Source organism: Pseudomonas sp. ICMP 8385 (assembly GCF_002699915.1).
Classification (GTDB): Bacteria; Pseudomonadota; Gammaproteobacteria; order Pseudomonadales; family Pseudomonadaceae; genus Aquipseudomonas; species Aquipseudomonas gessardii.
Genome location: NZ_LKBY01000137.1, coordinates 1 through 20,325, shown reverse-complemented (window position 1 = coordinate 20,325; position 20,325 = coordinate 1). Strand labels below are relative to the sequence as shown.

Genomic DNA, 20,325 nt, shown 5'->3' with positions numbered 1-20,325 from the left:
CAGTTATGAAACTTCATCATGGCACCTTGATGCCGCCTCGCGACTTTCGCCGCGGACTTGGACGGGGAAGTCCCTTTCATTCGCTAAGCGCTCTGTCTGTCAGGTTGAGGTCGTAGAGGTGGACGCTGGAACGTCAGGAAATTCAGAAAGCCATCCTACTCTGACGCGGCCTGAATGGTCGGCCTTACGCCCGGTTGGGGTATAGCCCAACCTGACGGCGTTTGACGACGCATAACTAATCACTATGATTAACTTTGAATCAATACACAATTAGGAGTATCTCATCATGGCAACTACCGCAAAAACCCGATTTGTCACGGCTCACGTCCTTGTGCAACTTGCCGAAAAGGTCGATTTGATGGCAGAGCGTCTGGAACGCTCCAAAAAACTGGATCGTCAAACAGGCTCTGTCCGCTTGGATCGACCAGGAAGTGGAACGTAGTCGCCTGACCCGCGAAGCCTTAGCTGATGTTGATGCTGGCCGAGTAATTGACCACCACGCCGTGCAGGCCTGGGCTAATAGCCTTAGCACCGACACGCCGTTGCCGGTACCGCGCTGATGGAATTGAAGTTGCAAGCAAGGCGCTGTCCGACATTGCACGGCTGTACTAGTTTCTGGCAGCGGTGAATCAACCTGCCGCTGCACGAGCCCTACAGCAACTCACAGCAGCGCCGAATACGCTGTTGGCCAGCCCGCGCATCGGCGAGCGCCTGGAAGAATTTGAGCCGAGAATGTGAGCCAAATTCAGATCGGCCAGTACAAGATGCGTTACGAGGTAGTGAATTCAACTATCTATCTGCTGCGCCTGTGGCACACCCGTGAGGATCCATAGCCTTGCAGGAGGCACAAGGGCACCTCCCCACATGCGCAGCTAATTACGACGCGTTGTTGCTATGGAACTGCTCACCGCACCGGATCACCAATCATGCCAGGGTCTGGCTGGAGAGCTCGATGCCGTAACGATTGAGCACCTTTTCGAATCGATGCAGCGGCAGACGGTCGACATACTTGGTGGTCAGCAGCATGGCCCGCGCGGGGACTAGAGGGCTTTTCTTGATCAGCAGCTTTACGTTAAGTAGGATAACTCGACATTTCAGCTCTTTTTGACGCCCCCCGATCTATCGTTTTGATAAATCGGCTCGGGCGATAACTAGTCTGAAGTTTGACATCGGGGGGGGGGCCGGAGACATCAATGATGTGAAGGGCCCCAGGTAGGGCCCCGCCAGCCTCAGTAGGCGGCAAAAAACAGCACGACGACGCCGGCCAGCGCCAAGCCACCGTGACCCACGATCGCCCACCAAGGTTTGGCTTGGCGGAACAGTATGCCGAAAAACAGCGCCCCCCCCAGAAACGCTGCTCCCAACAGACCGAGTGCCCAGAACGCGGCCTGCGGGAACGCGGCTTCTGGTCCGGCGGTATACAAAGCATAGACCAGCGTCATGAGACCCGCCAAGCCCAGCCCGCCATGCCCCAAGCCGAACCAAGAGGGATAACGCACTTTCCTTTTCGACAGCAACCCTAAGAACAACCCGCCCGCAGCAGCCGCAGCCAACACCCAGAAAGCCCACTGAATAAGTACCATCGATTTATACCCAACTTAATATGTTTTAAGAATGACGGTCAACAGTCACCGCGCCCCAAACGTCCCTAAGTGCCCGGATCGTCGCCAACAGCATGGCCTATCGTCCACAGCCCGATTTGCGCGGAGCGTATCTCAGATTCCAAGTATGCCTACTCCGCTACTTCAACCAACCCGCTTTTAGTAACGGAAGATCAAGCCAACAAAGATAGCGAATTACATCATAACTAGGAAAACGCTGAAGTATTCATGCTATAGCCGGACAGCAGGCCTGGAAACCACGGTTTCCGTGGGGACGACCAAGCGTAATGTGAATATATCAGCGCTTCCCTAACCCGGAACTTCAGGTTCTTCGCTATGGGCGATTTCAATTCTACTATCAGAATGAATAATTATAGCCAATGACGAAATTATCTTGTGCCATGGACGACCTGACAGGTGACGAAGTGTTGTAAGCCGATCTATTGGTCATGCTGCTCTCGAAGGCGTGCGAATATGCAGCATCAAATCTGCTCGATTGAGAGAAATTATAGCTAAAACCTAAGGAGGCATGCTTCTGTAGAACTGCTGGTATTAGGGCAAGCAAACCCTCGTCGTTGAATGGCTGAGTAGCCTGACGGTATCCTGCTCGCAAAGTTAAATTCTGGGTAGCGGCATACGAAGTTCCGATCGCCACTATCGTTGAATCCTTAGCGTTTTGAGGTAATTTAAGATCAACCCCTCCGACGTCACTGGAAAACCCCACCTTAATATCCTTCAAAGCATCCTTCCAGAAAACACGAGAAACATCAAAAGCGACCAAAAATTTATCCGTAAACTGATGGCTCAGCCCTAGATCAAGCTTGGCAGGGGAATTAAAGTTCAAAAAACGAACGTCCCCTTCAATCGGCACATTCCCAATGATACCATCCACAGCAGTAACAGTCCCTCGCCCCTCTAAATCATTCATATGACTTTTGAACATATAGGAAGCACCAAAATTTGTTATGGGAGTTACCTTGTACAGCAAGCCTAACTTACCTGAGATCCCCCAACCATCTGCACCACTCGCAATTGCTTTATTTTTGCTAACGCTTAAATGTACGCCCTGCGGATCAGGCAACGTACCTATCAATCCCAGTAAGGAACCAGACGCTCGCCCATTTTTCGCCAGACTACCCAACTGGTTCATCCCAAGCAAATAATCAAGATTTAAACCGGTCCATTTTGCATCAAGCGATCCGCCGACAGCAAGACGATCATTAACTTGAAAACTTACGGCGAAAGGCACGTCAAGAATAAACAAACGACTCGAGTTCTCAAGCCCCGTCTCAGCGCCGGTAGCATAACCCTTCCCACCAACGTCACCGCGAGACAAAAAGCTAGACCTCCCATATTCAACACCTACGCCAGCTTGTGCAAACATGCCTGCGCCAATGGTCCAGTTTGAAATCTTATGGGTAAACGCTAGCTGAGGGGCAACATAAGGCCCTCTATTCTGAGAGTGCGTGCTTGATGACACTTTTTCGTCCGTAGCAAGATTCGAGGCACTTATATCTGTTGTAATAAGGTCGAAACCGAGTAGAACTTCATCTGTAGCATCTGACAAACCCATTGTCGCTGGGTTAACCATCATTGATGCAGGCCCGACGTAATTAGAAACAGCTGTCCCTCCCATGCCTCTCGAAATTGGCCCAAAGCCCTCTAAAAACAACCCCTCCGTCGCTAGCGCATAGCATGATAGACCACTCAAAATCGCACCGACCGTAATTTTTCTCATCATCATAGCACTCACCATCTATTATAATTATACTGCCCTTTCGTAGAAAGAAGGGGAGAGGATGAAATATAGCTCTGAAATTTAACTGCGCCGTATATGAGTACGGCGCGCCAATAAGAATTTAATAATACTAATTTTAGGACATGCGAAGCACTGGCTTAAGGGTTATGCCATTTTCCGAGTCCTCCGCCGCCTGATTAATCTCATCAAAGGAGTAGAATTTTAACAATTTATCAAATGGAAATTTCCCTTGACGATATAGTTCCACCAATCTTGGAATAAATATATCCGAAATAGATTGCCCCTCAACAATACCTCGAAGCTTACGATTAAACAGTAAAAAATTAATATCAACGGGAACTGTAGCACCCATCGGTGGTGCGCCTACAATACCTATCTCACCACCTATGGCGGAGCTGAGGATCGCCTGCTGAAGAACAGAAGGCAAACCGCTAGTTTCGAGCACATATGGAACGCCGCCAGCACAAATTTCCTTAATCTTCTCAACTGGATCAGAACTTGTTGCATTAATCACGTGCGTCGCCCCAAGCTCATCGGCCAATTTAAGGCGATTCTCTTTGACATCGACAACGATGATTGTCGTACAACCCGCCACAACGGCAGCCATAACTGCCGAAAGGCCTACGGCCCCGGCACCAAAAATCGCAATAGAGGAACCTGCCGAAGGGTTAAGCGCATTAAGGACGGAGCCTGCACCAGTTTGAATACCACAACCAAGAGGCCCAAGGAGTTCAAGCGGGACGTCCTTCGTAACCTTCACGGTGTTGCGTTCGTAAGCCAGCGCATAGGTCGCAAATGAAGACTGTCCAAAAAAACTAGCTCCTACTTCCGATCCATCGTGTCCATGAATGGTGCATTCGCCTGTAACCGAGCGCCCCATAAAATTGGGGACGAACGAATTAGCACAACTGGTGGGATCACCGGAAAGACATGCTTCACAACGTCCACAGGTATAAAAAGTCAAGACAACATGATCACCTGGCTGGACTTTTGTAACCGCAGCCCCCACCTTCTCAACTACGCCAGCCCCCTCATGCCCAAAAACCATCGGTAGCGGAACCGGATAATGCTGATCGCGACAAACGAGATCCGTATGACACAATCCGGTCGCAACCAGTCGAACTAGGATTTGATCCGATGTGGGCTCGTTAAGGATCACGTCCTCAAGTATGAATGGACCATTTTTTTGACGGACAACTGCCGCTTTGATCTCCATTTGAATCTCCTCTTGTAATTATCAAGAACTTCACCAGACTTCACACACAATAACTATGTATTTCCTCATCCGCAACTCAACGAGGAGTAACTGTCTTACATCAACTAGAACGATCCCCATAAGAAAATTCAGATTGAGCTAGAGCTTTTGCCGGATGAATTATTTTGTCTACAGGGCATCCCCCTCATACTGGGGGGCGGTTATAGAATCGATCTGCATATATACATTCGCGCGCCACACCAAGTCGAAGAAGCTCGGACTCTGCCGCGTCCACCATCGGCGGAGGCCCACAGAGATATCCTTCACACGGTTGCCCCTGTAAGAACTCCTGAAAATGTTCGGTTACCATGCCACGCTTTCCTTTCCAGGAGGATGTAGCAGGTTCTTCGGACAGCACCGGAATAAGCTCGAAACGTCCAATCCAATCTCGTTGCAGTGCTTTTATTTCATCAAGACAATACAGATCACGCTGCTGACGCGCGCCAAAAAACAAGAAAACTACACGCTCACGTTGGATTTCAGTCATGCTCTGTAAAAGACATTTAATTGGCGCGAGACCCGTTCCACCAGCTACGCAGACCATCACGGTATCACTCTCGTGGAGTCCGAACTGTCCATAGGGGCCTCGCAGGGTTATTGTAGTCCCTGTTCGATCATGACCAAATAACCAACCACTGAAGACCCCACCCGGAACTAGCCGGATATGGAAACTCAGAGAACCTTCGGATTGGAAGGGTGAAGAAAACGAATAGCTTCTTACAACAGACAATTCGGAACATTCAATATCAGCATACTGGCCAGGATGGAAAACTATTGGATTTTCCGGCACCACCGTTAATTCGATAATATCGTGCGCCAGTCTTTTCTGCCCACTAATCAGTGCTCTCGTTTCTTTCGGAACAATTGCCCTTCCAAGTACTGTGTCCAGTTCGATTTCTAGATTTTCTTTGGGTATGGATTGGCAACCCAAACGATATCCGGATTGATAGAGATCACCACTCAGTCCCATAGCAGAAGATGCAAGCTCACCTATCTTGCCGGAGACTAACTTATATTTACATGCACCACATGTTCCGACTTTACAATCATGGGGAAAGGCTATTCCATTATGCAAAGCACTTTCGAGAACCGTTTGACCTCGAGGCACCTTGAACTCAACCTTTTGCCCTTTCACTGAAACATTAAACTCCCGTGGAGGTGCAAATAATCCAGTAATTTTCTTTAAAAAACTCATTCAGAAATCCATCGCTAAGTTTGGTAACCCGTGCACTTGCAAAACGCCTAAACAATAGTTAACCCTGGGCTTTTTCAGGAAGACCTGGAAACACATTTTCTAAAAAAGACCGTAGAATCCTTTCGTTCCAAACGTTCATCTACGGCCTCAATCAGCAATAAATTTAAATTCAAGCTACTTTTAATTAGCTAGTTACTTGGCCCACCCACAGTGGCCATCCCGCTTTTTTATTAGCAGCTATAGCCAGCTCGCGTTCAACTGGAGTTGCGTACCGCTGGTCCCAGTCCTTCAATTTTGGTTTTGCAATGAGAGTGAACCAGAGAGGCGGAATAAGCCCTATAAGAAAACACACGAAGAGTGAAGGCATCTGAGGGGCCTCTCTTTCCGGACGCAATTCATAGAAACGTGTATAACCATCAATATGATGATTAATATGGTTGGTAATCTCGCAACCAAGCGGGCGTACAATCCTTCCCATATGGTTCCAAGCATGGTGCAGGAGGATAGGCTTATCTAGGTCGCGTACTAAACCATAGTGCTGAAAGTAATTAAAACCTTCAACTATCCCTTTCGCAATAATCATTGCAGCAATCGTAACTAGTCCTAAAGTCGCCCCTCCTAAAAAAGTGACCAGACCAGGCAGAGCAAACAAGAGTGCGAAATATTGATATGTTTTATTAGACAAATTCCATGGCGACTTTCCTTTTCTACGTAAAATTTCAGCCTCAATCTTTATCGCATCCTTAACGGAACCAACGGTTGCACTGATCACGAAACTGTAAATTGTCTGTCCACGGTACGCGGTGTCGCTATCGAGGGGCGTATCTAGGTAAAGATGATGTGTGTTGACATGGGCAATATCTCGGTTCGGATCACCATAAAACATGGCCAGTAGCTGCGCCATTCTCCTAGGCAACCAGTGTCTACGATGCATCAACTCATGCGAAACTGGAAGAGTTGGCACACCACTTAGCCAAGCCAAAGAAAGGATGCACCCTACCACTTGTAATGGCTGACCTAGGTCGATCTTCCCGCCTTTTACCCCGAAAATTAGCAATCCATATAGACCGATCATTAACGGTAGCTGTAAGTATTGAGTAAGGTCTGCGAAAAATGGATTGACCTTTCTTGCTGCAAAGTCCCTTGGCAAAACGATATCAAGCACCATTAGCGCAGGGAACGTTGTCGCCCCGAGCCAAACCCAGGCGCCGCCATAGAAAAATCCGATTAGCCCGCACGCAGTAACAAGAGGGATCAGGTAGTAACGAATTGTATCCATTTTTATCTCCTACTTATTATTAACTCAGAAGGGATAACTAGCTGACTTTTCAACCATGCTAATCCATTGAGATTGGGTAAATTCATCAATACTTGCAAGTCCGCCAAACCGTCCACCGCTCCCCGAAGAACCCATTCCACCGAAAGGAACATGCGGTTCACAGTTGATTGGCTGATCGTTAATATGGACCATACCGGTGTTTAGACGCTTCGCAATGTCCAGACCAGTCGCCAGCGCCGTAGTATGAATAGACGCAGCCAAGCCATACTCCGAACTGTTTGCTAATTCAATCGCCTCTTCAATACTGTCAAAAACAGTGATCGGAGCCACCGGACCGAAAATTTCAGATTTGAAAACCTCCATTTCAGGTTTCACATCCATGATTACGGTTGCTTGGTAATAGCGATCTTGATATGTACCTCCTGCCAAAACCTTAGCACCGGCCCTTTGTGCAGATTCGACGAGCGCGTGGACGCGAACTACCTGTTTATCATTGATAAGTGGGCCGAGATGTACTCGATCCGAGTTTGGATCTCCCACCACTAAGTTATTGGCACGTAGCGCCAGTTTCTCTGCATATTGCTGAGCAACGTCTCTATGTACTAAATGACGTCCGGCAGCCATACACACTTGGCCCTGATGCAAGAACGTACCCCAAGCAGCGCATCTGACGGCCCCATCTAAATCGGCGTCAGGCAACACAATGTGGACATTGTTACCACCCAGTTCAAGCGCAACCTTTTTCAGCATTCTCCCGCATTTCTCTCCGATCAACCGGCCCACCTGTGTGGATCCGGTAAAAGAAATCATGTTAATTCCGGAGTTTGCAACCATCGACTCTCCTACGTCGACTCCACCAGGAAGAACATGAAGAACACCTTCAGGCATGCCAGCGTCGGAAAAGATTTCGGCAATGAGCGCCCCCCCGGTGACAGCACTCTGAAGGTCGGGTTTTAAGATCACCGCGTTACCCAACGCTAAGGCTGGTGCTACCGAACGCATTGCTAAAAACAACGGGAAGTTCCAAGGTGCAATTACACCCACCACGCCAACCGGTACGCGGTGACAAAGATTCATGCGCCCCGGGACAGCCGATGGAAACAACGTACCATTGGGCAAAGAAGCTAAACCCGCAGCTTGATGCATTTGCTCATAGGCAATTCCGGCCTCCCATAAGCCCTTCGGGCGAATCGCGCCGCATTCCCGCACGTTCCAATCGGCGAACTCATGTTCGCGCTCCTTTAGTTTTTCGGCAGCCTTGCGGACAATAGCGGCTCTTTCACTAAATGGTATTGCGGCCCATTCCTTTTGCGCTCTCTTAGCTGCGTTAACAGCAGCATCGACATCTTTGCCGTTAGCCACGCCCGTAACGCCAATAATGTTTCCATTGGACGGGTCTACAACATTGGCAACACCTCCCTGCGCCTCCACCCAATTAGAACTAAACACCTTCCCGTGCCAGATAGGCTGCTCTTTTGTTTCCCGCATAATTATGCCTCCTTAACTTCAAAATTATAAATTAGATACATGTGCCATTGGGCTCAAACAGGATTTTCAAGGACTGACCATTTAAGGCCATTTCGAACGCATCCTCTGCCGCCGATAGTGGCAATCGATGCGATACGAGCGAAGACAAATCAACACGCCCTGTAACCAGTAAGCTAGTTGAACGCTCCCATGTTTCAAACAGACGCCTGCCATGCATGCCACGTACAATAAGGCCTTTAAAAAGCCACTCCTCTAAGTTGAGCAAAATATCATGTGACGGGACGCCCATCAGTCGCAACTCACCACCATGGGTGATGGATTGAATAAGTTACTTTAGCGCCGCTGCTTGCCCGGAATAGTCAATTGCAACATCTACTCCCCTCTCACCGAGCAGCGAACGCACAGTGTTATAAACGCTCTCTTCAGTTGCATTAGTGCATTCATCCGCCCCCATTTTGGCTGCTGCAGTGAGGCGCAGAGGATGAATGTCAGTTGCAATGACCTTGCTTGCTCCCAGTGCTTTGGCGGCTGCAATGTTCATAAGTCCGATCGGACCGCAACCAGAAACAAGAACATTCAATCCCGAAACCCCAGAACCTTCCAGACTTGCATGCACCGCAAGCCCGAACGGCTCCATCATTGCCGCCTGGAGCGGAGGAATTCCGCGCGGCACCGGCCAACACACGCTTTCCGGAACCACAACGAAAGACGCGAAGCCTCCATCAAAGTCGACCCCCGGATACCGTGTATTAGGACATACATGCGCCCAACCGCGTCGACACGTATAGCACGTTCCACAAGGGAGATGACTCTCCAGACTGACGCGCATCCCAGGCCTTAGACCTTTAACGTCAGATCCGACCTGTTCAATCACCCCGCTAATTTCATGACCCAAGATAGTGGGGAGTTTCATTCTTTTGGCGAACTCGCCCCATTTATAGATCAACAAGTCAGTACCACAGACACCGGCCGCTTCAATTTTCACCAGCACGTCAGTACTGTGGACCTCTTTAGGGGCGGCCACATCATCGACAGATAACCCTCCTGGCCCTGCTTTAGTTTTCCTTATTGCGAGCATTGGATCACCTATGTAGACGTCAGATGTTATAGGTAGCGAGGACGGCGATATCAAATCACTTAATGCATCACAAGCAGCCAAATTCTCGGCAACAAACGCACAGCTTCCGAGATCGACACGGCTGGTTAGTAATGTCGCTACAGCTGTGACTGCGGTAGATGACTAAGGCTCGAGCGAATGCGCGACAGGCTGGATATATCGTTGCAAACCTGGGCATATAGTCGGTTGAGGTTAGCGATGAGATTGAAGATTGATGCAGCCGCACCGTGGGACTGGCATCTATAACCCTATTACGAGAGATGAAGCCGATAACTGCGACGCAAATGGTGCGCAAAGTCGCACGCACGTCAATGACCCTGGCCTCACAAAAATTGGTGGTCGGGCTAGCCTGCTTGGGCTCGCCCTTAAAAAGCTCTAGGCCAGCGTCACAGACTCCAGGCGTAACGGATATGGCTGGCCCGCTTTGAGGATATACATGGCGAAAGCAACCAATCTGAGCAGAGTTGAGAAAATACAACATTGAAGGTCACCACTATTTTTATTTTAAGTCTCGTATAGCTAGCAACCGCCATGCCATTGCTTATACCGATCCGTATATCGCATCTAAATTATTGATTTACTTTGTAAAAAAATAAAAAAGGGCATGAGTGAAATCTCCAGCACGCTGGCTGTATTTGAGCAAATCGTCAATCGCGCAGAATCACCTGTCGATTTGATCAAGCCAGCGATAAAAAAGGTTCATCGCGCTTTCCCGGGGAAGGCGGTCTTGATTTTCGGAAAGAAGAAGTTCGAGTCCCGGAAACCATAGGCCATGCGCTTGATCACCTTGATGCGGTTGTTCAGGCCCTCCAGCAGGCTGGTGTGCATGGGAAAACGAGCGCTGGCGAGGATGCCGCGTATATAGCGCCTGAGGTTTTTTGGCGAAGCGCTGTAGCGGTGCCAAGCCACTATCACGGGCATGCCGTAGCCAGGCCCGCCAGCGTTGCCAGCCTTCCCATACGCTCGGGGCGTACCAGACTTCCTTCAGTGCGTCCTTGAGCAGATAGACCGTCGCCAACGGCTGGTTGCGGTGCAACGTCGAGCAGCGCCTCCGCCTCGTTGAGCAATGGCAGTTGCGGGGAGTCAGGATCGGCGGTTTGCTCGGACTTGCGGCCAAACAGGCGCTGCAACAGCAGGGCGTTCTGTTCCTGCAGTTGCGCCAGCTTTCCCTGTGCCGACAGCAGCATCTGCTTGAGCAGGACGGGATCGTCAGGAAGGGTGTCAGCGCCAGATTTCATGGCGCTGGATTATACCGGCTCAGGCCACGTAACGCGGCGTCAGGACTTGATGAGGGCGGTTTCGCCACAGGTCGATGCCGTCGAGCAGCCAGTTCAATTCGTTGACCGTCAGCTCGATGGCCTGGTCACCGGCATCAGGCTTGGTCTTGAATCGCTCGGCCTCCAGGCGCTTGAGCCAGAGGCAAAAACCGTTGCGCTCCCAGTAGAGCATTTTCACCTGGCTGCGCGTGCGATTGAGGAACACGAACAGCACCGGATTGAAGACTTCCACTTTGATGTCCAGCTCGACCAGGGCGGCGAGGCCGTTGATGGATTTGCGGAAGTCGACGGGCTTGGGATAGAGATAGACCTTCTGCACCTTGGCATCGGGACGCATCATGGAACGGAGCTCCAGCGGGAAAGGGAGCTCAGGATCCAATGATCCATTGTCTAGGCACAGGTGGGTTTTGTGGAGCGCTTACGACACCTTGCGCGCTGGTTTGTTATCGCGCAGGAGGTTGGCCTAGTCGATGCGGATACGGTCGATCACCTCACGACCATAGCGCGCCACCACATGGAACAGGTCGTACACCACTTCGGCTTGAGGGCAGTGTCGCTTCACTTCCAGGTCGAAAGCGGTGTGCATGTCCATGGCTACCGCCTCGATGTGCTGGCAATGCTCACCGAGCCACTCGAAGAATGGGCGAATCGCCTGGCGGCTTTTGCCGTGGCCAACCCACAGCACGCGTGTTCGCTCGGCATCCATGATCACCGTGGCGTAGCGATGGCCCTTGTACAGGGCGAACTCGTCCATCACCAAGCGCCGGAAGTCGCCGGGCTCGATGGCGCCTGCCTGCGCTTCCAGGCGGCGTTTGTCGAGGGCCTTGAGGGTGTGCCAATGCAGGCCGGTAAGCTGGCTGACGTGGCTGATGGGCAGTATCCGCAACAAGCCCTCGAGCCAGGTTTGCAAACGTCGAGTCAGGCGGGAAGCCGGCTCCAGCCAATCGATCCGTTCGGTCACCCCGCCCACACCGCAGGCAGTCGACGCGACGCACGGGCAATTGGAGCAACACCCGCTGATCCAGCAGGTCGCGGTCACGCACGTGGCGTAGACGCCGTTCGTGAATCAACGGACAGGGCTGCAGACAGCGCCCACACCGGGGCACTCGCGTGGCCTGGGGTTCGAGCTCGATCAGCAGGGTATTTTCAGCTACGGGGCGAGAGGCGACGTCGTCGTAGCCTGGCCAGAAAGCGGCAAGATCAATAGGATGCACGGCGACAGCAGGGTGTGGGGGTTGGGATGTTGAGCGACTGCCAATTTACCCACTTCCCTGCCTGTCAACTCGCTCTTTCCCCAGAATCCGCGAAGGACCTTAGAAAGGCCCAAACCTGGCGCAAGGCAGCTATCGGCCCATTGCTTTCACAGATAAGCTGGGGTCAAGCTTCTTAAGTCGATAGGCCATTGCCGGGCGGGTCAATCCCAGCAACCGCGCCGCCTGTGAGATATTCTGCCCACAACGGTCCATGGCCGTGCGCATTAAACCCGCTTCGAGATCCTCGAGGCTGACGCCCTGGTCGATAATTTGCCTAAACCAACTGTCACCGGACTCCTCCACCACCCGGCCCTCGCTCGATAGCCTGTCGCCTTCAGTAGCCGTCGCCAACCCCGGGAACAGCGACTCGACACTGATGCTTTCGTTGCTTTCGGTGAGAATCACCCCGCGCTCAAGGGCGTTCTCCAGCTCGCGGATATTGCCTGGCCATTGGTAGTGGAGGCAGGCCTCCATCGCTCGATCAGACAAGCCAAGAGTCTTCTTGCCGTATTCCTTATGGTGCCTTCTGAGAAAATGCTCGACCAGCAGCGGGATATCTTCCACGCGCTCGCGCAACGGCGGGATATGCACGGGAAAAACATTCAGCCGAAAGAACAGGTCTGCGCGAAAGCGCCCCATCTTGACCGCCTCTTCCAGGTTCTCGTTTGTTGCGGTGATTAACCTCACGTCGACTTTTCGCGTGCGGTCGCCGCCGACCCGCTCTAGCTCTCCTTCCTGCAATACCCGTAGCAGGATGGCCTGGGCCCTCGGCGTCAATTCGATCACCTCATCAAGAAAGATGGTGCCGCCGTTGGCCCGTTCAAAACGTCCAGCGCGTGCATTGACCGCGCCCGTATAGGCGCCCTTATCGACACCAAACAGTTCCGACTCGATCAGATCCGGCGGAATTGCCGCACAGTTCACCGCGACGAACGGTTGCTCTGCGCGCTCACTGCGCAAATGCACGCTGCGCGCGATTACCTCCTTGCCCACCCCAGTCTCACCCAGTAGCAGGACCGAAACCTTGCCACGTGCAGCCTTGTCGATGGTCTCACAGATGCGCTTGTAGGCTGGCGAATGGCCAATGCCGTAATACTGCCCATCGTACCGTTTCAGGCGGTTGCGCAGGTTGGCAACCTGGGTCTGCAGTTCGTAGCGCTCGTCTACGATCGGGTCGCTTTTGAAGTAGGCTTCGAAACTGCTGACATCGCCCCACTCTTCTGCGGTCTTGCCGATGATAAGGCATTTATCGTCACCGCACCCGCGACAGCTAGTTTCCTGGAAAATGATTCTGCGGCCCATGAATGCCGAACTATAGCCGCTAGCATAGCCTAGCACCGTCCAGCAGACGGGCTCATTCATCAGGCCCAGCTCAGTACGGCAGATATCCACTTCAAAGGAATCAATCCACTCGGCCTCCACGTTGAAACGTCCGTCCCGGATGGCGATATCCATCTTCAGCAAGCGTACTTTGACCATCCCCTTGAGCGCATACAATTGAGGCCCAGCCAGGAACACCTCCTCCTCGCGCATGGCCGGCCGCAGCTTGCGTGCCAGCTCGGCATCCATCAGGCCGGACTGATAGCCCAACCGCAGGAAGAAACCCTTGGCCCGCTCGATACCGATCAAGCTGATAATTTCGCGACGGAAGCTGGCCAGCGTAGATAGCTGCATTAGCAGCATGCGCTGCTCTCCCAGCCAGATCTTGCCTTCGGCGGCAACGAAACGGATCTGCCTGCTAAGGTCTTGCATATCCTCATGCTGCATCTTGGGTTTGTATATAAGGGACATTGTTTTCCTCTTGTTTTTATCGGGATGATCCACCCCGCAGCACATTAGAGGCTCACTGCGGTCATGACTACCTTGCAACGTCAAGGCCTGTGCTTGCCGGCTCAGCATTCCATTTACCACTTTAGCATTTGCTTAGGTGGTCCTGAAAAATTAACCAATTGATTAACTGAAATCCACCTCAACGCCGATCCCTTTATCCGCCAATTCGTCGCCGTATGCCCCGACAGCATGAACTGAATGTTTTCTGGTGTTCTCGCTTCTTAAAAAGAACGTTTTCGTTCTTCTTGGCATTGTTTTTGCGTTGCAAGGTGGTCACTGATTGCAAAAAGGTTGGCGCAACGTGGCAATGGGGGTAAACCGTATACGCATCACGTCGAGATGCATTTTCATTGACCTGGCGCCTTTCTACATCACACCAAGCAGCCCACATAAAAATAAGAGAACCGTGAGCTATGGATTTTCGCTTATTGAACGAGAAAAGTCAGATCTTCGTCCATGCCGAGCCCTATGCAGTCTCCGACTATGTTAACCAGTATGTCGGTACGCACTCTATTCGCCTGCCCAAGGGCGGGCGCCCGGCAGGCAGGCTGCACCACAGAATCTTCGGAGGCCTCGACCTGTGTCGAATCAGCTACGGCGGTAGCGTGAGGGTGATCTCGCCTGGTTTGGAGACCTGTTATCATCTGCAAATAATACTCAAAGGCCATTGCCTGTGGCGTGACCATGGCCAGGAGCACTATTTTGCGCCGGGCGAACTATTGCTGCTCAATCCGGATGACCAAGCGGACCTGACCTATTCAGAAGATTGCGAGAAATTTATCGTTAAATTGCCCTCAGTGGTCCTTGATCGGGCATGCAGTGAGAACAATTGGCACAAGCCGAGAGAGGGTATCCGTTTCGCCGCGCGACACAATCTCCAGCAACTCGATGGCTTTATCAATCTACTCGGGTTAGCTTGTGACGAAGCTGAACATACAAAGTCGATGCCTCGGGTCCAAGAGTACTATGCGGGGATCATCGCTTCCAAGCTGCTCGAAATGCTGGGCAGCAATGTCAGCCGCGAAACTTTCAGCAAAGGTAGCCCGTCTTTCGAGCGAGTCGTTCAATTCATTGAGGATAATCTCAAACGCAATATCAGCCTTGAGCGGTTAGCGGAGCTGGCGATGATGAGTCCACGCTCGCTCTACAATTTGTTCGAGAAGCATGCCGGCACCACGCCGAAGAACTACATCCGCAACCGTAAGCTCGAAAGCATCCGCGCCTGCTTGAGCGATCCCAGTGCCAATGTGCGTAGTATAACTGAGATAGCCCTAGACTACGGCTTCTTACATTTGGGACGTTTCGCTGAAAACTATAGGAGCGCGTTCGGCGAGTTGCCTTCCGACACCCTGCGTCAATGCAAGGAAGTGGCTTGATTACGAACGTAGCCGAAGAAGGGATGGGTTGAATCGCCCCGGCATTCCCAGACACTCTCCAAGCTCTGAAATAGCGTTTCTCAAACTCCACTGGCGATAGCTGCATAGCGCTGCTGTGCCGGCGTTTGCCCGCGCTCTTTGTGGCCGCCTGCCAATCCAGGTCGGGTTCTTCGACCCGAAATGCCTTTGCGCATCTCCACTTTCAGCGTCTGACCTTGCTGGCCAGTTCGCCGCCGATGCCGAAGTGGCCTTTGGGCATCTCGGTTATGATCACCCGTACTCGGTCGATCGGTGCGTCCAGCGAGCGCGACATAGCGTCGCTGACTTCGCGGATCAGGGTTTCCTTCTGTTCGTTGCTGCGACCTTCTAGGATGTACAACTGAGCGATGGGCATACCTCGTCCTCCGAAAAAAGGGGGCGGCCGTCCGTGCAGAACCGGCCGCGGGGGGTCAGATAAAGCGTGCGGACACCGAGCCGAGGCCCTGGTAACGCACGGTTATGTTGTCGCCCGGCGCCACCGCCACGGCGGCGGTGATGCCGCCGGTCATGATGAAGGTACCGGCCGGGATGTACTCACCGCGCTCTGCCAGCAGGTTGGCCAGCATCGCCACGCTGGACAGGGGATGGCCGAGCACCGCGGCGCCGGCACCGAGTTCGACCACTTCGCCGTTTTTCTCCATGACCACGCCGAGGGTGCGCAGGTCGACCTCCTCCAGGCTGGCCATCCGGCCACCGGTGATGAAGCGGGTCGAGGAAGCGTTGTCGGCGACCACGCTGATTAGGTCGAACTTGAAGTTCTCATAGCGCGAGTCGATCACCTCGACGGTGGGGATCACGTAGTCGATCGCCGCGATCACATCGCCGAGGTGGCAGCCCGGGCCGTGCAGAGGCGTTTTGGTCACCACCGAGATTTCCGCCTCGATCTTCGGATGGATCAGCTGGGCGCAATCGATTACGCCGCCGTCCGGCACGCTGAAGTAATCGGCGAGGAAGCCGTAGATCGGCGTTTCCACTCCCATCTGCGCCATCTTCGCCCAGGAGGTCAGTCCCATCTTCAGGCCGACGATCTTGTTGCCGCGGGCCTCCTTGCGCCGACGGATTTCCCACTGCACGTCGTAGGCGTCGGCGAAGGTCATATCGGGAAAATCGTTGGTCACCTTGCCGATATCGTGGACATTCAGCTCGGCATTTTCGATGTGCTCGGCCAGGGCCAGCACCTGTTCGCGGATCAGAGTACGGTTCATGCGCTCACCTTCTGCTGCTGACGAGCCCGCGCCATGTCCAGGGCCAGGTCTTCGATCATGTCTTCCTGGCCACCGACGGTGCCGCGTCGGCCCAGTTCGACTAGGATGTCGCGGGCCGAGACGCCATATTTCTTCTCGGCGCGTTGGGCGAACAGCAGGAACGAGCTGTACACCCCGGCGTAGCCCAGGGTTAGGGCGTCGCGGTCGACGCGGATCGGCTGATCCATCATCGGAACCACCAGGTCCTCGGCGACGTCCATGATCTTGTACAAGTCGATACCGGTCTCCACACCCATGCGCTTGCACACCGCGACGAACACTTCCAGCGGGGTGTTGCCGGCACCGGCGCCGAGGCCGGCGACTGAGCCATCGATGCGCACTGCACCTGCCTCGATGGCAGCCAGGGAGTTGGCAATGGCCATGCCCATGTTGTGGTGTCCGTGGAAACCGACCTCTGTGGCCGGATTCAGCTCGGCACGCAGGAGGCCAATCTTCTCGCTGACCTCATCGGGCAGCATGTAGCCGGCCGAGTCGGTGCAATAGATGCAATTGGCGCCATAGCTTTCCATCAGCTTGGCCTGTTCAAGGACTTTCTCAGCGCTGATCATGTGCGCCATCATCAAGAAGCCGACGGTGTCGACGCCGAGCTTGCGTGCCATGCCAATATGCTGCTCCGAAACATCCGCCTCGGTGCAGTGGGTGGCCACCCGGATGGTCGAGACGCCGCAGTCCAGGGCCATGCGCAGGTGCTCGACGGTGCCAATGCCGGGCAGCAGCAGGGCGGACACCTTGGCCTGTTTGAGCTGCGGGATCACGGCGCGCAGGTACTCCTCGTCGCTGTGCGCCGGGAAGCCGTAGTTGATCGAACGACCGCCAAGGCCGTCGCCGTGAGTGATCTCGATCAGCGGCATACCTGCCGCATCGAGGCCCTTGGCCACCGCGACCATCTGTTGCAGGCTGATCTGATGGCGCTTGGCGTGCATGCCGTCGCGCATGCTCATGTCGTGCAGGATGACGCTCTTGCCGTGCAAATTCATGGTGCTACTCCTCTCACGCGAACGCGATGTCGCGACGCGGCAGTTGAATGGTGCCGGCGGCGATTTCCTCGGCGAACATCTCGCCGGTGCGCAGCGCGGCGGCGGTCATGATGTCGAGGTTGCCGGCGTACTTGGGCAGGTAGTCGCCCAGGCCTTCGACTTCCATGAAGATCGACACGCGGTTGCCGTCGAACACCGGGCCGTTCTTCAGTCGGTAGCCGGGCACGTATTTCTGCACCTCGGCGATCATCGCGTGGACCGAGACGGTGATCGCGGCCTGGTCCGGCTCGCTGTCGGTCAAGCAGTGGATGGTGTCGCGCATCATCAGCGGCGGCTCGGCCGGGTTGATGACGATGATCGCCTTGCCCTCCCTGGCGCCGCCGACCTGCTCAATGGCTCCGGCGGTGGTGCGGGTGAACTCGTCGATGTTCTTGCGCGTGCCAGGGCCGACAGAGCGCGAGGACACGGTGGCGACGATCTCGGCGTAGGCCACCGGCTGCACGCGGGAGACCGCGGCGACCATAGGGATGGTTGCCTGGCCGCCGCAGGTGACCATGTTGACGTTCATTTCCAGGCGGCCGACGTGCTGCTTGAGGTTGACCGGCGGCACGCAGTAAGGGCCGATGGCCGCTGGGGTTAGGTCGACCATCAGCACGCCAAGCGCGTTGAGCTTGCGGCTATTCTCGGCATGCACATAGGCCGAGGTGGCGTCGAAAGCGATGCGGATGTCGTCGTCCAGCACATGTGGCAGCAGGCCGTCGACGCCTTCGGCTGTGGTCTTCATGCCGAATTCGCGGGCGCGCTTGAGGCCATCGGAGTTGGGGTCGATGCCGACCATCCACACCGGCTCGATCCACTCGGAACGGAGCATCTTCATCACCAGATCGGTACCGATATTGCCGGGGCCGATAATGGCCGCCTTGAGTTTCTTGCTCATGGGGGTTGTCCTCTGTTCGATCAGATGAAGCGCACGGAGGCGCTGCCGATGCCGCCGATCTCTACGCGCATGAAGTCGCCGGCTTTGACCGGCTCCAGGGGTACCAGCGAGCCGGAGAGGATCACTTCGCCAGCCTTCAACGGGATGCCGAAGCGGCCCAGGGTGTTGGCCAGCCAGGCTACGCAGTTGACCGGCGAACCCAGGGCCGCAGCGCCGGCACCGGTGCTGAGCAACTGGCCGTTCTTCTCCACCAGCATGCCGCAGGTGACTAGGTCGACCTGGCGTGGCGACACCGCCGTGTCGCCGAGCACGAACAGCCCGCAGGAGGCGTTGTCCGCCACTGTGTCCTCGATCTTGATTTTCCAGTCGCGGATGCGCGAATCGACAATCTCGAAGCAGGGCATCACGCATTCGGTGGCGGCCAGCACGTCGGCGTTGGTCACACCGGGGCCGAGCAGATCTTTTTTCAGGATGAAGGCGATCTCGCCCTCGGCCTTGGGCTGCATCAGCCTCTGGCTGATCGGCATGGCTTCGCCGCTGTTGAACACCATGGCGTCGGTCAGGTAACCGAAGTCGGGCTGGTGCACGTTGAGCATGTTCTGCACCGCCTTGCTGGTGACGCCGATCTTCTTGCCGATAATCTTCTCGCCGGCGGCCAGCCGGCGTTCAAGCATGCGCAGGGAGATGTGGTAGGCGTCATCGATGCTGATGGTGAGACCGCGCTCGGTCAGCGGCGCGATCGCTTCGCGGTTGACCATCGCCTGGTACAGCTCGTCGCCGAGCTCGTTGATCAATATCTGGTCCATAGTTCTCTCTCAGGAAAGGGGGGCGGCCTCGGCGAGGAAATCCTCGACCAAGCGGGCGAAACGGCCGGCGTGCTCGATCTGGGTCCAGTGGCCGCAGTGGCCGAAGACGTGCAACTGGGCGCGGGCGATCCATTCGGCCAGGGTCAGCGAGGCCGCCAAAGGAATCACTTGGTCCTCGCGGCCATGGATCACCAGTGTTTCGTGGGGCAAGGCGCGGATGTCCGCTTCGTCGCTGGCCAGCCCGTCGACCCAGCGTTGGCGCGGGGCTGGGAACATCTGGGCGAAGGATTCCTGAAAGCCGGGGCGGATACTGGCCTGGTAACGCAGCTCGGCCAGCTCATCGTTGACCAGGTTGCGGTCGTAGGCGAAAACGTCCATCAGCCGGCGCATGCTGGCAAAGGACGGCTCGTAGCCCCAGACAGCATCCAGGCCCGGCGTGATTGGAAAACTCACTCCAACGCTGCCCATCAGCACCAGCCGCCGCACCCGCTCGGGGTGACGGATGGCCAGTGCCAGCGCCAGCCCGCCGCCGAACGAGTTGCCGACGATGTCGGCCTGCTGGATGCCGAGGGCGTCGAGCACGCCGATGGCATGCTCGACCCAGCGCTGCTGATGGTACCGACCGTCAGCCGGGCGATCGCTGTAGCCGAAGCCGAGCATGTCTGGGGCGACCACCCGGCGCGTCTGCGCCAGCTGCGGAATGATCCCGCGCCAGTTGGCCCAGGCGGTGACGCCGGGGCCGGAGCCGTGGATCAGCAGGACTGGGAAGCCTTCGCCCTGATCATGCAGGTTGGTGCGGTAGCCGGCAGCGATAATCTCTCGACCGATTTCAGGGCTTTGCTGCGGTGCGTTCATGACCAGGTCCTCAGAG

The 20,325-nt window shown here is 54.5% G+C and carries 16 protein-coding genes and 6 pseudogenes; 3 read left to right on the top strand and 19 right to left on the bottom strand.

All coding sequences use genetic code 11. The features are described from left to right. The first annotated feature begins 286 nt into the window (after window positions 1–286). Both AO268_RS27985 and AO268_RS27980 read left to right on the top strand, forming a co-directional pair. Window positions 287–560, top strand: a pseudogene (locus AO268_RS27985) (CopG family ribbon-helix-helix protein). Beyond that, window positions 560–833: pseudogene (locus AO268_RS27980) on the top strand (type II toxin-antitoxin system RelE/ParE family toxin). Before AO268_RS27985 ends, AO268_RS27980 begins: the two co-directional pseudogenes overlap by 1 nt. Before the next feature lie 94 nt (window positions 834–927). Here the strand turns inward: AO268_RS27980 and AO268_RS27975 are convergent. The 13 genes and pseudogenes from AO268_RS27975 to AO268_RS27905 all read right to left on the bottom strand — a co-directional run. After that, window positions 928–1,062 (bottom strand): annotated as a pseudogene (locus AO268_RS27975) (IS66 family transposase); the annotation flags it as partial. A 167-nt stretch (window positions 1,063–1,229) separates the two neighbouring features. Then, window positions 1,230–1,583, bottom strand: coding sequence for a hypothetical protein (locus AO268_RS27970; protein WP_004575902.1), 354 nt, complete (start codon window positions 1,581–1,583; stop codon window positions 1,230–1,232). Between the two features lie 376 nt (window positions 1,584–1,959). Further along, window positions 1,960–3,345, bottom strand: coding sequence for an OmpP1/FadL family transporter (locus AO268_RS27965; RefSeq protein ID WP_099170514.1), 1,386 nt, complete (start codon window positions 3,343–3,345; stop codon window positions 1,960–1,962). 130 nt (window positions 3,346–3,475) lie between these two features. After that, on the bottom strand, window positions 3,476–4,576 hold the full coding sequence (locus tag AO268_RS27960; protein WP_032495590.1) for an NAD(P)-dependent alcohol dehydrogenase: 1,101 nt from the start codon (window positions 4,574–4,576) through the stop codon (window positions 3,476–3,478). A gap of 184 nt (window positions 4,577–4,760) precedes the next feature. After that, window positions 4,761–5,810: a 2Fe-2S iron-sulfur cluster-binding protein gene (locus AO268_RS27955; RefSeq protein WP_032495589.1), complete on the bottom strand. Its 1,050-nt coding sequence runs from the start codon at window positions 5,808–5,810 to the stop codon at window positions 4,761–4,763. 184 nt (window positions 5,811–5,994) lie between these two features. After that, window positions 5,995–7,089: a xylene monooxygenase subunit XylM gene (gene xylM, locus AO268_RS27950; RefSeq protein ID WP_016355720.1), complete on the bottom strand. Its 1,095-nt coding sequence runs from the start codon at window positions 7,087–7,089 to the stop codon at window positions 5,995–5,997. Window positions 7,090–7,113: 24 nt separating this feature from the next. Further along, the gene (locus AO268_RS27945) at window positions 7,114–8,577 is read right to left on the bottom strand and encodes a benzaldehyde dehydrogenase (protein WP_016355719.1); all 1,464 of its coding nucleotides are present in this window, start codon (window positions 8,575–8,577) and stop codon (window positions 7,114–7,116) included. 328 nt (window positions 8,578–8,905) lie between these two features. Then, window positions 8,906–9,655, bottom strand: a complete 750-nt coding sequence (locus tag AO268_RS33360; protein ID WP_257154469.1) for an alcohol dehydrogenase catalytic domain-containing protein — start codon at window positions 9,653–9,655, stop codon at window positions 8,906–8,908. Between the two features lie 738 nt (window positions 9,656–10,393). After that, window positions 10,394–10,730 (bottom strand): annotated as a pseudogene (locus tag AO268_RS27930) (ISL3 family transposase); the annotation flags it as partial. Further along, window positions 10,705–10,932: pseudogene (locus AO268_RS27925) on the bottom strand (transposase domain-containing protein); the annotation flags it as partial. The pseudogenes AO268_RS27925 and AO268_RS27930, both read right to left, overlap by 26 nt. Before the next feature lie 19 nt (window positions 10,933–10,951). Then, a complete protein-coding gene (gene tnpB, locus AO268_RS27920) occupies window positions 10,952–11,311 on the bottom strand; it encodes an IS66 family insertion sequence element accessory protein TnpB (RefSeq protein ID WP_032495593.1) in 360 nt (119 codons plus the stop codon). A gap of 126 nt (window positions 11,312–11,437) precedes the next feature. Next, a pseudogene (locus tag AO268_RS27915) lies at window positions 11,438–12,185 on the bottom strand (ISL3 family transposase); the annotation flags it as partial. A 129-nt stretch (window positions 12,186–12,314) separates the two neighbouring features. Then, window positions 12,315–14,015: a sigma-54-dependent Fis family transcriptional regulator gene (locus AO268_RS27905; RefSeq protein ID WP_099170513.1), complete on the bottom strand. Its 1,701-nt coding sequence runs from the start codon at window positions 14,013–14,015 to the stop codon at window positions 12,315–12,317. 452 nt (window positions 14,016–14,467) lie between these two features. On the opposite strand from AO268_RS27905, the gene xylS reads away from it, so the two are divergent. After that, entirely contained in the window at window positions 14,468–15,430 is a 963-nt protein-coding gene (xylS, locus tag AO268_RS27900) for a XylDLEGF operon transcriptional activator XylS (protein ID WP_032495585.1), read from the top strand. Window positions 15,431–15,632: 202 nt separating this feature from the next. On the opposite strand, the gene AO268_RS27895 is transcribed toward xylS, so the two are convergent. From AO268_RS27895 to AO268_RS27870, 6 genes are read right to left on the bottom strand one after another with little or no spacing between them, the layout of a single operon-like run. Continuing rightward, a complete protein-coding gene (locus AO268_RS27895; RefSeq protein ID WP_032495584.1) occupies window positions 15,633–15,824 on the bottom strand; it encodes a 2-hydroxymuconate tautomerase in 192 nt (63 codons plus the stop codon). 55 nt (window positions 15,825–15,879) lie between these two features. Continuing rightward, window positions 15,880–16,674, bottom strand: coding sequence for a 2-oxo-3-hexenedioate decarboxylase (gene dmpH / locus AO268_RS27890; protein ID WP_016355713.1), 795 nt, complete (start codon window positions 16,672–16,674; stop codon window positions 15,880–15,882). Further along, window positions 16,671–17,711 carry a 4-hydroxy-2-oxovalerate aldolase gene (gene dmpG / locus AO268_RS27885; RefSeq protein WP_016355712.1) on the bottom strand — a complete coding sequence of 347 codons (1,041 nt, stop codon included), beginning with the start codon at window positions 17,709–17,711 and terminating at the stop codon, window positions 16,671–16,673. The genes dmpH and dmpG overlap by 4 nt, the downstream gene beginning before the upstream one ends. A gap of 13 nt (window positions 17,712–17,724) precedes the next feature. Then, entirely contained in the window at window positions 17,725–18,648 is a 924-nt protein-coding gene (locus tag AO268_RS27880; protein ID WP_016355711.1) for an acetaldehyde dehydrogenase (acetylating), read from the bottom strand. Between the two features lie 20 nt (window positions 18,649–18,668). Continuing rightward, window positions 18,669–19,454, bottom strand: coding sequence for a 2-oxopent-4-enoate hydratase (gene dmpE, locus AO268_RS27875; protein WP_099170512.1), 786 nt, complete (start codon window positions 19,452–19,454; stop codon window positions 18,669–18,671). Window positions 19,455–19,463: 9 nt separating this feature from the next. Further along, window positions 19,464–20,309, bottom strand: coding sequence for an alpha/beta fold hydrolase (locus AO268_RS27870; RefSeq protein WP_032495581.1), 846 nt, complete (start codon window positions 20,307–20,309; stop codon window positions 19,464–19,466). Between the last annotated feature and the right edge of the window lie 16 nt (window positions 20,310–20,325).

Bases quoted from the DNA above. Each gene is read 5' to 3' on its own strand.
- AO268_RS27970 (WP_004575902.1), bottom strand. From the start codon at position 1,583: ATGGTACTTATTCAGTGGGCTTTCTGGGTGTTGGCTGCGGCTGCTGCG.
- AO268_RS27965 (WP_099170514.1), bottom strand. From the start codon at position 3,345: ATGATGATGAGAAAAATTACGGTCGGTGCGATTTTGAGTGGTCTATCA.
- AO268_RS27960 (WP_032495590.1), bottom strand. From the start codon at position 4,576: ATGGAGATCAAAGCGGCAGTTGTCCGTCAAAAAAATGGTCCATTCATA.
- AO268_RS27955 (WP_032495589.1), bottom strand. From the start codon at position 5,810: ATGAGTTTTTTAAAGAAAATTACTGGATTATTTGCACCTCCACGGGAG.
- xylM (WP_016355720.1), bottom strand. From the start codon at position 7,089: ATGGATACAATTCGTTACTACCTGATCCCTCTTGTTACTGCGTGCGGG.
- AO268_RS27945 (WP_016355719.1), bottom strand. From the start codon at position 8,577: ATGCGGGAAACAAAAGAGCAGCCTATCTGGCACGGGAAGGTGTTTAGT.
- AO268_RS33360 (WP_257154469.1), bottom strand. From the start codon at position 9,655: ATGCTCGCAATAAGGAAAACTAAAGCAGGGCCAGGAGGGTTATCTGTC.
- tnpB (WP_032495593.1), bottom strand. From the start codon at position 11,311: ATGATGCGTCCCGATGCCAAGGTGCAGAAGGTCTATCTCTATCCCAAG.
- AO268_RS27905 (WP_099170513.1), bottom strand. From the start codon at position 14,015: ATGTCCCTTATATACAAACCCAAGATGCAGCATGAGGATATGCAAGAC.
- xylS (WP_032495585.1), top strand. From the start codon at position 14,468: ATGGATTTTCGCTTATTGAACGAGAAAAGTCAGATCTTCGTCCATGCC.
- AO268_RS27895 (WP_032495584.1), bottom strand. From the start codon at position 15,824: ATGCCCATCGCTCAGTTGTACATCCTAGAAGGTCGCAGCAACGAACAG.
- dmpH (WP_016355713.1), bottom strand. From the start codon at position 16,674: ATGAACCGTACTCTGATCCGCGAACAGGTGCTGGCCCTGGCCGAGCAC.
- dmpG (WP_016355712.1), bottom strand. From the start codon at position 17,711: ATGAATTTGCACGGCAAGAGCGTCATCCTGCACGACATGAGCATGCGC.
- AO268_RS27880 (WP_016355711.1), bottom strand. From the start codon at position 18,648: ATGAGCAAGAAACTCAAGGCGGCCATTATCGGCCCCGGCAATATCGGT.
- dmpE (WP_099170512.1), bottom strand. From the start codon at position 19,454: ATGGACCAGATATTGATCAACGAGCTCGGCGACGAGCTGTACCAGGCG.
- AO268_RS27870 (WP_032495581.1), bottom strand. From the start codon at position 20,309: ATGAACGCACCGCAGCAAAGCCCTGAAATCGGTCGAGAGATTATCGCT.